This window comes from Thermostichus sp. MS-CIW-37 (assembly GCF_054060065.1).
In genome coordinates this window covers 1-11,117 of the sequence record NZ_JBSSCV010000021.1, presented here as the reverse complement: position 1 = coordinate 11,117, position 11,117 = coordinate 1, and the positions used below count along the sequence as shown (strand labels likewise).

At 59.7% G+C, this 11,117-nt stretch carries 13 protein-coding genes; 4 read left to right on the top strand and 9 right to left on the bottom strand.

Annotation, left to right across the window (positions count from 1 at the left end):
• Positions 1–41: 41 nt before the first annotated feature.
• Positions 42–728, bottom strand: coding sequence for a cell division ATP-binding protein FtsE (locus ACVWYZ_RS10125; RefSeq protein WP_457466991.1), 687 nt, complete (start codon positions 726–728; stop codon positions 42–44).
• Between the two features lie 193 nt (positions 729–921).
• Positions 922–1,641: a WecB/TagA/CpsF family glycosyltransferase gene (locus tag ACVWYZ_RS10120; RefSeq protein ID WP_457466965.1), complete on the bottom strand. Its 720-nt coding sequence runs from the start codon at positions 1,639–1,641 to the stop codon at positions 922–924.
• Between the two features lie 234 nt (positions 1,642–1,875).
• On the opposite strand from ACVWYZ_RS10120, the gene ACVWYZ_RS10115 reads away from it, so the two are divergent.
• From ACVWYZ_RS10115 to ACVWYZ_RS10105, 3 genes are all read left to right on the top strand, one after another.
• On the top strand, positions 1,876–2,541 hold the full coding sequence (locus ACVWYZ_RS10115; RefSeq protein ID WP_414408141.1) for a DUF4439 domain-containing protein: 666 nt from the start codon (positions 1,876–1,878) through the stop codon (positions 2,539–2,541).
• Positions 2,542–2,711: 170 nt separating this feature from the next.
• Positions 2,712–3,098 (top strand): copper-binding protein, encoded by a 387-nt coding sequence (locus tag ACVWYZ_RS10110; protein WP_457466964.1) that lies wholly within the window; start codon positions 2,712–2,714, stop codon positions 3,096–3,098.
• 9 nt (positions 3,099–3,107) lie between these two features.
• Positions 3,108–3,635 carry a hypothetical protein gene (locus tag ACVWYZ_RS10105; RefSeq protein WP_457466963.1) on the top strand — a complete coding sequence of 176 codons (528 nt, stop codon included), beginning with the start codon at positions 3,108–3,110 and terminating at the stop codon, positions 3,633–3,635.
• Positions 3,636–3,637: 2 nt separating this feature from the next.
• Here the strand turns inward: ACVWYZ_RS10105 and ACVWYZ_RS10100 are convergent, their stop codons facing one another.
• The 3 genes from ACVWYZ_RS10100 to ACVWYZ_RS10090 all read right to left on the bottom strand — a co-directional run bounded on the left by ACVWYZ_RS10100 (position 3,638) and on the right by ACVWYZ_RS10090 (position 6,630).
• On the bottom strand, positions 3,638–3,880 hold the full coding sequence (locus ACVWYZ_RS10100; protein ID WP_457466962.1) for an RNA-binding S4 domain-containing protein: 243 nt from the start codon (positions 3,878–3,880) through the stop codon (positions 3,638–3,640).
• Positions 3,880–5,277, bottom strand: coding sequence for an NAD-dependent succinate-semialdehyde dehydrogenase (locus ACVWYZ_RS10095; protein WP_457466961.1), 1,398 nt, complete (start codon positions 5,275–5,277; stop codon positions 3,880–3,882). Before ACVWYZ_RS10095 ends, ACVWYZ_RS10100 begins: the two co-directional genes overlap by 1 nt.
• 126 nt (positions 5,278–5,403) lie before the next feature.
• Positions 5,404–6,630: a serine hydrolase gene (locus tag ACVWYZ_RS10090; protein ID WP_457466960.1), complete on the bottom strand. Its 1,227-nt coding sequence runs from the start codon at positions 6,628–6,630 to the stop codon at positions 5,404–5,406.
• Positions 6,631–7,711: 1,081 nt separating this feature from the next.
• Between ACVWYZ_RS10090 and ACVWYZ_RS10085 the strand changes: the two genes are divergently transcribed.
• The gene (locus ACVWYZ_RS10085; protein ID WP_457466959.1) at positions 7,712–8,899 is read left to right on the top strand and encodes an MFS transporter; all 1,188 of its coding nucleotides are present in this window, start codon (positions 7,712–7,714) and stop codon (positions 8,897–8,899) included.
• Between the two features lie 122 nt (positions 8,900–9,021).
• Here the strand turns inward: ACVWYZ_RS10085 and gloB are convergent, their stop codons facing one another.
• The 4 genes from gloB to ACVWYZ_RS10065 form a co-directional block, all read right to left on the bottom strand.
• Positions 9,022–9,780 (bottom strand): hydroxyacylglutathione hydrolase, encoded by a 759-nt coding sequence (gloB, locus tag ACVWYZ_RS10080; RefSeq protein WP_457466958.1) that lies wholly within the window; start codon positions 9,778–9,780, stop codon positions 9,022–9,024.
• 7 nt (positions 9,781–9,787) lie between these two features.
• Complete coding sequence (locus ACVWYZ_RS10075) at positions 9,788–10,051, bottom strand: DUF3143 domain-containing protein (RefSeq protein ID WP_414351177.1); 264 nt, start codon at positions 10,049–10,051, stop codon at positions 9,788–9,790.
• 139 nt (positions 10,052–10,190) lie between these two features.
• Complete coding sequence (locus ACVWYZ_RS10070; protein WP_414357882.1) at positions 10,191–10,607, bottom strand: J domain-containing protein; 417 nt, start codon at positions 10,605–10,607, stop codon at positions 10,191–10,193.
• A gap of 121 nt (positions 10,608–10,728) precedes the next feature.
• The gene (locus tag ACVWYZ_RS10065; RefSeq protein WP_414357881.1) at positions 10,729–10,908 is read right to left on the bottom strand and encodes a 50S ribosomal protein L32; all 180 of its coding nucleotides are present in this window, start codon (positions 10,906–10,908) and stop codon (positions 10,729–10,731) included.
• Between the last annotated feature and the right edge of the window lie 209 nt (positions 10,909–11,117).

Sequence of the window (11,117 nt, the reverse complement as noted above, 5' to 3'; positions counted from 1 at the left end):
AAAAAGCTTGTGGAGAGCAAAATAGGGATCCCGGTAGCCCCTCAGCGCAGATCATACAGGCGCCCTCCCTCCATGCGCACCACCCGGTGGCCGGCCCGCTCCACCAGATAGGGGTCATGGCTGGTCATGATGACGGTCACCCCAAAGGAATTGAGCCGCTCCAAAATCTGGAGAACCAAGAGGGAGTTTTCCGGATCTAGGTTTCCTGTTGGCTCGTCCGCCAGCAGCAGCACCGGCATGTTGACAATGGCACGGGCCAGGCTAAGGCGCTGCTGTTCCCCCCCCGAAAGCTCATGGGGAAAGTGATCTCGCTTTTCGGTCAGCCCCACCATCTTTAGGGTCGGCCCGATGCGACGGCGGATTTCTGCGGGGGACAGCCCTTGGGCGCGCAGCACGAAGGCCACATTTTCTGCCAGGGTGCGGTTGGCCAGAAGGCGATAATCTTGGAAAACCACCCCCAAGCGCCGCCGCAACATGGCCAGCGGACGCGGTGGGATGCGATAGGGTCGCCGCCGCCCTTCAGAAGAAAAGAGACAGACTTGATCGACGATGACCGTGCCCTCGGTGGCCTGTTCCGCCCCGCAGAGTAGCCGCAGCAGGGTGGACTTGCCCGCCCCGGAGACCCCCGTTACGAACACGAACTCGCCGCGGCGCACCTCCAAGTTCACATCCTGAAAAATTAAGTTGCCGTTGGGAAAGACCTTGCTCACGCCCCGCAAGGACACCATGCTGGCCGGGGCTTGCAGGGATCCGGATTGGGTGCTGCCGTAAAAGCCCAGGGTGGCCTCTGGATTGGCCGGGGCAGGGGGATGAGGGGTCGGAGCCGTACCCGCCCAACGGTGTAAGCGAGGAGGATAGCCGATGTGCTGACCGATCACCATAGTAAGCGCCTAGACAGAGGAGGGAGAGAGCGCCGGCAGACTAGGGGCGCAAACGAGAAGAGGGATCCCACAGCACCCGCCAGACAAACTTGGGCAAAGCCAACATGCGTCGCCAGCGCCAGGGTTCCTGATAGAGACGATACAACCATTCCAGGTGATGGTCACGCCACCAACGGGGCGCTCGCCGTTTTTGGCCGGCCCAAATGTCCAAGCTGCCCCCCACCCCCATCCAGATAGCCTGGGGCAAAAGGGGACGCCACTTCTGGATCCACAGCTCCTGGCGCGGGGATCCCAGCCCCACCCACACCAGTTGCGGTCGAAATTCCTGGAGAGCTTGCAGAAGCTCTTTTTCTTCGTTGCCAGAAAAGTAGCCGTGGTAGCCCCAGAGGGCCAAAGCAGGACACTGGGCTTGCCAATATCGAATTGCTGCCCGGTTGACTTCCGGCCTTCCCCCCACCAGGGCCAAGCGCCACCCCCGTTCTGCCGCCAACGTGATCAGGGTTTCTGCCAGCTCGATCCCCGGCACCCGCTGGACGCGGATCCCTTGCCGTCGCAAAGCCCACACCACCCCGATGCCGTCGGGGATCACCAGCTCTGCTGCCTGCAGCACCTGGGCAAAGGCGGGATCCCGCTGCGCCTGCATGATCATTTCCGGGTTGCAGGTGACCACTTGAGCGCCCTGCCCCTCCCGGATACGCGCCTCAATCCACGTGGTGTAGCTCTGTAGGCTGGCCTCCGGCAGAGCAAGGTGCAGGTTCACGCCCAGAATCGCATGGATGGATAACGACACTACCGACCGAACGCTTGTCCCCAGTGAAACCCAACTTTCAAAATAGCCCAGCCCAAAAGCTGAGCACACAATCCAAATCTTTTCCCCCAGGCATCCGCCGTGGCATCAGCGGCGTATTCCCATCAGACCAGGCCAGAGGGAATTGCCCGACCCAGAGCAAGTCCCTGAAGGTTGGTTGCCATCTTTCGAGACAGGAGACTTGAGATGAAGACTGCAAAGACTCCCTTCGCTCTGCCTCAATTGGCCGCCGAATGGGATCCCAGCCCTGCAACTTCCCGCCGCAGCTTGTTGTTGGCTGGTTTGCTGGCGGGCGTAGGTGGAGCAATTGGGTTGCGCAGCCTGCCCGGTGCCGCTCAGTCCAACACTGCTGATATTGCCATTCTCAACGCCGCCATCGACTTGGAACAGCAGGCGATCTGGGCCTACAAAACCGCTGCCGGCAAGTTGAGCAACACCGAGGTGGGCAAGATCGTGTTGGAAGTGGCCACCAAGAACCTGAAGGATCACGAGCAGCATCGGGATCTGCTGGCGGGTGCCGTGCGGCAACTGGGAGGGATCCCCTCTCGGGCGCGGGATAGCTACGACCTTTCCACCTACATCGACAACAAAGAAGGCAACCTCGATTCCGATGCCAACATCGCCAAGCTGGCCCTGGCTCTGGAGTTCGATGCGGCCCTAGCCTACAACGATGCCTTTGTCCAGCTTTCCAACAAAGACCTGGTGGCTGCTGCCAGCACCATTGGCCCCAACGAAGTTGCCCATGCCACCGCAATCCGGGCCGTGTTCCACAGCCTTGACCCCAGCATTCTGGTGGTGCCTGCCCCCTTTGTCAGCGCCGAGACTCGGGAGCGCTGGATCCTGAAGGTGTAGAGCTGTTGGTAACCCCTGCCGGCGATGAGGCGATGATCTGCAAAGCCTTCCAACGTCCTCTGTAGGACTTGGGGCTTGGAGATCCAAGTGCTCTGCACTGCTGTCGCAATCGCCTTCTTCTGAGCGCCTCAGCCTTTGTTCTCTTCCTAAACCTGTGTGGAGAAAGTCCTATGCCGATGACGCGGCGGCTGCTGTTGCTGAGTGGACTGGGATCCCTGCTCAATGTGGGGGCTATCTTGGCTGTGGATCGGTGGCGACAAGCCAGCTCTGTTGCGGGGCGAGATCCTGTCGAGGCAACGGCGGCAGCAGAGGTGATCATTCGCGGGTTTCAATACCTGCCCCCGGAGATCATCCTCAAGCGGGGCGGCAAGGTGACCTTCACCAACCTGGATTCCACCCCCCACACGGCTACTCCTGTGGAGGGAGCGCAGTTTCAAGGGACGGGACGGCTAAGTCGCAACGAGAGCAAAGCGGTGGTGTTCGAAGTAGCTGGGATCCAGGAATATTTCTGCGATATCCACCCCAGCATGGTGGGCCGCATTGTCGTCGTCGATTAGGTGAAGGCCATGCAAATGGAACCCCTGGGATCCCCTCTTCCCTTCTGGAACATTTGTCGGCGGGTGTACCTGGTTTGGGCCGTCCTTTTGGGGATTGGGTTTGCTGCCACCCAGTTTCACCAAGAGGCCAACATCAACTGGCTGTGGCTGGTGATTTCCCTGGTTGGCTTGGGCTACATGGTGCGGCAGACTAGCTTGCCGGAGTTTCGAACAGCCGGACTGGCCCATCTCTACTTTGTGGGCTTGGTGTGGACGCTGGTGATTGCCCAGGGCATGATCCTCTCGGTGCTGCCCTTTGTCGGACGTACCCCTTTGGCAGCCTTGGGCCAGTATTTGGGGGTGTTCTGGCTGTGGCAAATGGGGCTGGGCCACTGGCTCAACGGCCTGGTGGATCCGCCGCGTCTCCCCTACTGGATCACCGGTGGGATCCAGATCCTGGCCGGAGTTGCCTGCCTGCTGTGGGGGCTGGAGTGGCAGTTTGCGGTGGCAGGGGGAATCGGGGCTTTGGCCATGCTTTTCTTGATCCCATTGCATTGATTTCACTTCGGGGCCTCACCCAGGTGCACCCGCCAAACTCCACCTCCCACGGCCACCTCATCTCCTGAGCGCAGCTTGCGTCCCCGCCGGGTTTCCACCTCGCCATTCACCCGCACTTGCCCCGCTTGGATGAGCTGCTTGGCCTGCCCACCGGTGGGAGCAGCCCCCGCCAGCTTGAGGAACTGATCCAGCTTGATCACGGGATCCGCCGCCGGCTGGGGATCCCTTTGAGCAGTCTCCGCCATCACTTCACCCAAATGGTTTTGACGTTTACAAATTCCAGGATCCCTTCCCGGCTCAGTTCCCGTCCATACCCTGAGCGTTTGATGCCGCCGAAGGGAAGGCGCGGGTCGGACTTGACCATGCCATTGATGAACACGGATCCCGCCTCCAGCTCCTCCAGCAGGCGCTCTTGTTCCTCTGGATCGGTTGTCCAGGCGCTGGCGCCCAGGCCAAAGGGCGTGCCGTTGGCCAGCTCGATGGCTGCCGACACATCCGGTACGGTGAACAACAGCGCCACCGGCCCGAACACCTCCTGGTGGGCCACCGGATGATCGGGGGGGATGTCGCTCAGGATCGTGGGCGGGTAAAAATTTCCTCCCAAGGGGGATCCGCCGATATGGACTTTGGCTCCTGCTTGCACCAAAGCCTGCACCTGTCCGTCCACCTCTTGCAGGATGCTGGGGGTAGCCAGAGGCCCCACGTCCGTTTGCGGATCCAAGGGATCCCCTACCTTGAGCCGGCGAAATCGCTCCGTCATGGCAGCCGTGAAAGGTTCAGCGATAGCCCTGTGCAAGATAAATCGTTTGGCGGCAATGCAGGACTGGCCGTTGTTGATCAGACGGGCCGTGACCGCTGTGGCAACTGCTGCCTCCAGATCGGCGCTGGGCAGCACGATGAAGGGATCGCTCCCTCCCAGTTCCAACACCGTTTTTTTCAGATATTGACCGGCCAAACGGGCCAGGCTGGAGCCGGCGGCTTCGCTCCCGGTGAGGGCGGCCCCCCGCACCCGTTCATCCGCCACCACCTCTGCCACCTGGGCTGCTGTGATCAGCAGGGTTTGAAAGACCCCTGGCGGAAATCCCGCCTCCTGAAAGATCCGCTCCAGGGTCAAAGCCGATTGGGGCACGTTGGAAGCATGTTTGAGCAGAAGGGTATTGCCCGCCATCAGGGCCGGGGTTGCACAGCGAAACACCTGCCAAAAGGGAAAGTTCCAGGGCATCACTGCCAAAATCACTCCCAGCGGCTGGTAGCGGATCCCGCTGCGGCTGGCAAAGTGCTCCGCACCGGTGGCATTCGCGTAAGCGTTGCGTAGCAATATGGAGCGCTCGGCCAAGAACCCTTCTGCCTCCTCGGCATAGTAGCGACAAACCCAAGCGGATTTTTCCACTTCGGCAACGGCAGAGGCCAAGGTTTTGCCCATCTCCAGGCTGATTAGGCGGCCAAACTCCGCTTTGCGCTCCTCCAGGATCCCTGCCACCCGCTTCAGCCAGGCGGATCGCTGAGCAAACGGGATCCGACGATAGCTCTGAAACCGCTCGTGGGCTTGGGCAATACAGCTCTGGATCTGCCCAGCGTCGAAAACGGGGTAGCGAGCCAATTCCTCTCCGGTGGCGGGGTTGATGCTGACCAGGTGCCCCATCTTTTTCCCTCAACGCCTGTTTCTCCACTCTGGCATTTGTGCTCTGCCTGGAATAGTGCTCCGCACTGCTACTGCGTTCGCGTAAGCGTTGCGTAGCAGTATGGAAAGATTTGCGGAGTGGGGGACTCAGGGTTGCGGGCTGCCGGTGGTGTCTGTTCGGGATGGCGGGGCGGATCCAGGAGCAGACCAGAACTCGTAGGCTGCTTGCGACAGGCTGGCGATCAGCTCTTCAGCTCTGGGGTCGTTGGGGGTTTCTCGCTTCACCCACACCGCCGCCACATAGCGCCGCCCGTTGGGTAAATCCAGGATCCCGGCATCCCCCACCACGGAGCTCAAGGTTCCCGTTTTGTGGGCAATGCGCACCTCTTGACCCAAGTTGGGCCGGAAATAGGAGGGCCGTTGGGTGCGCCAGAGAATGTCCAGAAAACGGTCGCGGCTGCGGCGGCTGAGCATGCGCCCCTGTTCCACCTGGCTGAGCAGCCAAACCATGTCGCGCGGGCTGCTGGTGTTGGTGCCTTCCAGATCCGGTAGCCACCATGAAATTTGCGTGTGTTGTAGCCCCCACTGCCGAAATTTTTGGTTGAGAGCCTCCTGCCCACCCAGGCGATCGATGATCAGGTTGGTGGCGAAGTTGTCGCTGAGGGTGCTCATCAGAGTGGCCGCTTCCAAAGCAGAAACCTGGGATCCGAGGGGTCGGGTTTGCAACACACCAGCTCCCCCTCCCTTGAGATCTTCCCGCAGGGTGAGCCTCTCATCCAGCCGCACCTGCCCGGTTTCCACAGCCTGGAAAAAAGCCAAGAGAATGGGGATCTTAATCACACTGGCGGCAGGAAAAGCCTGATCCGGCCTAACCCCAGCAAAGGCGCCGGTTTCCACCTCCCAGAACAGAGCCCCTGCCGTCAAGCCCGGTTGGTCGGCCAAAGCGGCCAAGCGCTCCTGCAAAGCCGGGATCGCTTCTCCCCGCAGAATGTTACTCGGGAATGCCGGCGGGGGAGGATCCCCAAGCTGCGTCGTGGCCTGTTCTATCCGGCCAGCGGTGGTCGATTGCAGCAGTTGCGAGAGGCCCGCCATCGTCAGGCCCAGGATAAGACTTAAGCTTAGTCCCCTGAGCAATACTTGGCCAAGAGAGGGAGAACGTCTCAAGCGGCGGGGCTGGGCAGCCCGTTGGCGCAGACGAGCAATGGCTTTTTGGCGGGCAAGACGCAGCGGTTGAGGAGGGGAAACCGACAGGGATCCCCTGGGGGCAGGAAGCAGGCGACCAGATCCCGTTCGCAGCTTTGACTCCGCCGGAGGTGGGACGGTATCCTTGGCAGGTTGTGAGGGGCGGCGGGGATCCCGCGACTTCTCTCGCAAAGGCCTACGGCCCGCTAGCGCGAATGGATCGGTGCCTCTCCTCTCCCTTGCTCTGGTCATAAGAACGATTGCCTTTTCCCGACAGCGGTGCGGAGTACTAACGCCATGCTCCTAACAGACAATGCTGACCGTTTCACCGACTCAACTTCGGTGAGCTTGGCTTAATTAAACCCACAAATTGACCAACCTGACCTACGATTGCAAAACGCCCATCAAACTGTCATCACTACACTATGCCTCCACGTCCGCGTTAGCAGTGTGGGGCAGTGACGAGATGTACCATCCCCCGGCCCGGCGGCTCAGTAGCTTCTTTACTTACGAGGTATCCATCTCCTCTCAGAAAGCACGAAACATCTTCTCTCTTTCTTGGTAGGGCAACACATGCCATCGTTAGGCCCGTGAACCAGCATATCCAGGCAAACCTGAGTACTCCCTCGAGAGCCTTTCTCAATTGAAATGTTACTAACTACAACTCTGTCTCCTAGAAATACAGGCTCCAAGGGCACAAGTTTTTGGCCACCTAGTAGTCCTGACAAGCTAATCCAACTAGCGGATCCTCCTGTATTGCTTGCTGCAATGGCAACAACATCCTGAAACCCGTCGTTATTGAGGTCGCTAAATTTTAGGTCTTGGAGCTTTGCCACTAGGAACCCTTCCTGAAAGACACTAGAACCTCGTTGATACTCTCCGTTCTGAAAACGAATCCGCTCTACTCCATCCAGAGTGGCTATGAGATATTCGGCATTTAAGATTGCCCGTTTATCTATTGTCGTACTTGCCCCTGCAACGGCCATTGAGATTAGGCAGCTACCCAAAAGGTTGAAAATTAACTTCAAAGCCATCCTTTTGTTGGCCATTTCTTGGCTCCTTCGGGCAGGAGTTCTTGGAGGAAAACATCACCCGCTCCTATTAAACCTAGACAGGGCAAGGAGTGCAAGACCTTGATGGACTTGCAAGATTTGAGAACCTCCCTCGGCTACTCTGTAGCTAGAGCTGCTAGATAGGGAGCCCTCTTGGGAGCGAGCAGCTCCTGTCCCTTTCTCCAGCTATTTGGCCAGCCTCGACCAAGCGGTTGCTGACTATGTCTCCCTCTGCCTGGCGCTTTATTCTCCTCCTCGGCATTGTGAGCTTGTGCGCTGACGCCACCTATGAAGGGGCACGCAGCATTTCTGGGGCTTTTTTGGGATCCCTAGGGGCCAGCGGCACGGTGGTGGGCCTGGTGGCCGGCGGGGGGGAGCTATTGGCCTATGGCTTGCGGTTGGGGGTGGGCTATTGGAGCGACCAGCTGGGCAGGGATCCCTTGCACCGCAGTCGGGGTCACTGGCGGCTCACCACCTTGGGCTATGTCATCAACACGGCGGTGATCCCGGCTTTGGCCTGGGTGGGCAGTTGGCCTTGGGCCGCCGTGCTGCTCTTGGCCGAGCGGACCGGCAAAGGGATCCGCACCCCGCCGCGGGACGTGTTGCTTTCTCATGCAGCCCTGCAGGTGGGACGGGGCTTGGGGTTTGGCCTGCATGAGACCCTAGATCAGATTGGGGCAGTGGCAGGGCCACTGCTGGTGGCAGCCATGCTAGGAGCGGGATATGGCTTCCGGGGTGGGTTTTTGGCCTTGGGGATCCCGGCGGCAATAGGACTGGGGGTTTTGGGGCTGGCGCAATGGCTGTATCCCAGTCCGCGCGACTTTGAGCCGGAGCCGGAGATGACTCCAGCAAAAGGCTTGCCCAAAGTTTTCTGGCTGTATCTTTTGGCAGCAGCCTGTGTGGCTATGGGGTTTGCGGATTTTCCCCTCATTGCCCTGCATCTGCAACGACAGTCGGGAAGCGATGGAGCAGGGATCCCTTTGCTGTATGCCCTGGCTATGGGGGTGGATGCCCTGGCCGCCCTGGGATGTGGCTGGCTGTTCGACCGCGTGGGGCTGTGGAGCTTGCTGGGAGCGGTGGCGGTATCGGCTGGATTTGCGCCGCTGGCCTTTTCCGGTACCTATGCTCTGACGGTGCTGGGCATGGTGCTCTGGGGGATTGGTTTGGGGGCCCAAGAATCCATCATGAAGGCGGCGGTGGCCGGTATGGTAGCTCCCGAGACGAGGGGCTTTGCCTTTGGCCTGTTTACCAGTGTCTATGGATTGGCTTGGTTTGTGGGCAGCGCCCTGATGGGGGTGCTTTACGATTTCTCCCTGACTGGCTTAGTGCTCTTTTCGGTAGTCGCTCAAGGGCTGGGGGCGGCTATCCTGCTGGCTCTAGTGTCCAGGAGGCAGGCCGAGGTGGGCTGATGAAAAGCCCCTGCACCAGATTACGGTGCAGCTCTTCGGGGGTTTCGTTTGTGCTAGTGGTGAGGAGCACCATCCCCTCAGGTTTTGGGCCACCTCCAGGAGCTTTTGTCAGAACCCGATTTTCAGAACTGATCCTTCATACCGCGCAGGCGAGCGAAGACCCGCACCGGATCCTGGAGCCCGGTGGCAGCTTGCAGAGCCGGCTGATCCCAGCGCAAGAAGGGGTTGGTGCGTCGCTCCTCGCCCATAGTGCTGGGTACTGTTGGGGATCCCGATTGGCGCAGGGCGGCCACCTTTTGGTAACGGGCCTGCAGGTCGGGGTTGTCTCCATCCACTGTCAGGGCAAACCTGAGATTGTTCAAGGTGTATTCGTGGGCACACCACACCCGTGTGGCTTCCGGCAACTGCCGCAGTTGATCCAGGGATCCCACCATCTGCTCCGGCGTGCCTTCAAACAGCCGCCCGCATCCCCCGGCAAACAGGGTATCGCCACAGAAGAGATCCCCGCTCTCGGGAAAGTAATAGGCAATGTGACCCCGGGTATGGCCGGGCACAAACAGCACCGTTGCCTGCCGGCCCGCGAATTCCACTGTTGCTCCCGCCCGCAGCTCCACCGTCTGGCCGGGGATCCGCCCCCGATCCGCCTCGCCGGCATAGACGGCAGCCTGAGGATAGCGGGCCAAAAGCTGCCGATTTCCCCCCACATGGTCGTGATGGTGGTGCGTGTTGAAAATGGCCACCAGCTCCGCCCCCAGCTCGGTCAGCTTTTCCAGCACAGGCTCGGCCACTGCCGGATCCACCACGGCTGCTGTCGCGGTGTCGGAATCGTAGAGCAGATAGATATAGTTATCGCGCAGGGCGGGCAACTGAAGAACGCGCATGGCTCGGCTAACTTTCAAAAATGGCCTGCTCTACATCCTGCCGGCTGAGGGAATAGGGAAAAGATAAAGTTTTCGTGTTGCCGTCTGGGTAGGTGTATCGCACCCAAATGCTGGTTTCTTCCAGACGCAAAATGGCTTTCCAGCCAGGCCGCTCGCAAAACCATTGCTCCACATCTTGCGGGTCGCGGGTGCAGCCCTGATCCTCTAGCCAGCGTTCGATGATGTGGAGGGGGTGATTATACAGGGGCGTAGTTGCGGGGGGCAAAGGCATGGCGAGATTTGAGAGGCGAGATTTGAGAAAAGCAGTCCAACACAGAGTCAACGGCCTATGTTCATTCAAGCACTCCTGATACAGAATCCGAGAACTCCGTCCCAATGCCGTACCAAGACGGTGGGGAGTGCCCACAGAATCAGCTTGCCCCACTCTCTCGCAGCCAAGCGAGGACACCTGCCAACACCAAACACACAACCAGGGTGGATCCCATCAGCAACAGGGCACAAAGCTCACCAGGTGAAAGTGGGCGGGTTTCCATGCGCAGCTCCAGAGAGTCAGCGTCTAGGGATCCCGTCATGCTCAGAGATCCCGTGTTGGCAGTCACCGCCCGTAAGCTGGCATCGTAGATGGCCCGTTTCGTCGGGTTGCTGAGGACAAGGTAGGCCTCCTGCAACTCTTGAAAGCAGCGAATGGCCACTTCCGGGGCCAGGGGAGAAGTATCGGGATGGTAGCGTTTGCTCAACTGCCGATAAGCCCGCCGGATGGCCTCAGGAGACGCCCCTGGAGACAGGCCCAACCGTTGGTAGTAGGTGAGGGAGGTCAACGAGCGCATGCAGGCTAATGGATAAGCGAGACGGTAGGGTCAGCAGAGCGCTTCTCCAGGGAGCTAGACCTTAATCCAGTGTATTACTCGTGCAGCCGCCGGGATCCCCGCAGCAAGCCTCAATAGAGCTTTATTCTTCTTCCTCTTCTTCGGACTTGGCTTTGGGGTAGTAGAAGCCGGTGTTGCGACCGCTCAAAATCGACCGACCAATGGTCATGGCTCGCTGGGCCTGTAGCTTTGCTTTGCCAAGCCAGACGGCGTAGCGCCTGCGACTGCGGGCTTTAGAGGTTTTCTTCTTGGGAACAGGCATAGCTTGTACAAGAATACAGCCTTACTAGGCTAGCACTGATCGCGTCAGCGGCGGAGTCCTAGCTTGCACCGCCGATCCCAGCTTTATCCAGGCAAGTGGCCTATCAGCGCTTGAGTAAACTACCCAACCCTGACTGCTTCGCAGTACAGGGCGGGCTTAAGGCCTCCGGCCCGCTGGCGCGAACGGTAGCCCTGCAGTTGGCAAGCCAA

Excerpts from the sequence above, each read along its gene's own strand:
- ACVWYZ_RS10100 (WP_457466962.1), bottom strand. The coding sequence starts at position 3,880 with ATGGCGGAGACTGCTCAAAGGGATCCCCAGCCGGCGGCGGATCCCGTG.
- ACVWYZ_RS10065 (WP_414357881.1), bottom strand. The coding sequence starts at position 10,908 with ATGCCTGTTCCCAAGAAGAAAACCTCTAAAGCCCGCAGTCGCAGGCGC.
- gloB (WP_457466958.1), bottom strand. The coding sequence starts at position 9,780 with ATGCGCGTTCTTCAGTTGCCCGCCCTGCGCGATAACTATATCTATCTG.
- ACVWYZ_RS10110 (WP_457466964.1), top strand. The coding sequence starts at position 2,712 with ATGCCGATGACGCGGCGGCTGCTGTTGCTGAGTGGACTGGGATCCCTG.
- ACVWYZ_RS10095 (WP_457466961.1), bottom strand. The coding sequence starts at position 5,277 with ATGGGGCACCTGGTCAGCATCAACCCCGCCACCGGAGAGGAATTGGCT.
- ACVWYZ_RS10115 (WP_414408141.1), top strand. The coding sequence starts at position 1,876 with ATGAAGACTGCAAAGACTCCCTTCGCTCTGCCTCAATTGGCCGCCGAA.
- ACVWYZ_RS10105 (WP_457466963.1), top strand. The coding sequence starts at position 3,108 with ATGCAAATGGAACCCCTGGGATCCCCTCTTCCCTTCTGGAACATTTGT.
- ACVWYZ_RS10125 (WP_457466991.1), bottom strand. The coding sequence starts at position 728 with ATGGTGTCCTTGCGGGGCGTGAGCAAGGTCTTTCCCAACGGCAACTTA.
- ACVWYZ_RS10075 (WP_414351177.1), bottom strand. The coding sequence starts at position 10,051 with ATGCCTTTGCCCCCCGCAACTACGCCCCTGTATAATCACCCCCTCCAC.
- ACVWYZ_RS10085 (WP_457466959.1), top strand. The coding sequence starts at position 7,712 with ATGTCTCCCTCTGCCTGGCGCTTTATTCTCCTCCTCGGCATTGTGAGC.
- ACVWYZ_RS10070 (WP_414357882.1), bottom strand. The coding sequence starts at position 10,607 with ATGCGCTCGTTGACCTCCCTCACCTACTACCAACGGTTGGGCCTGTCT.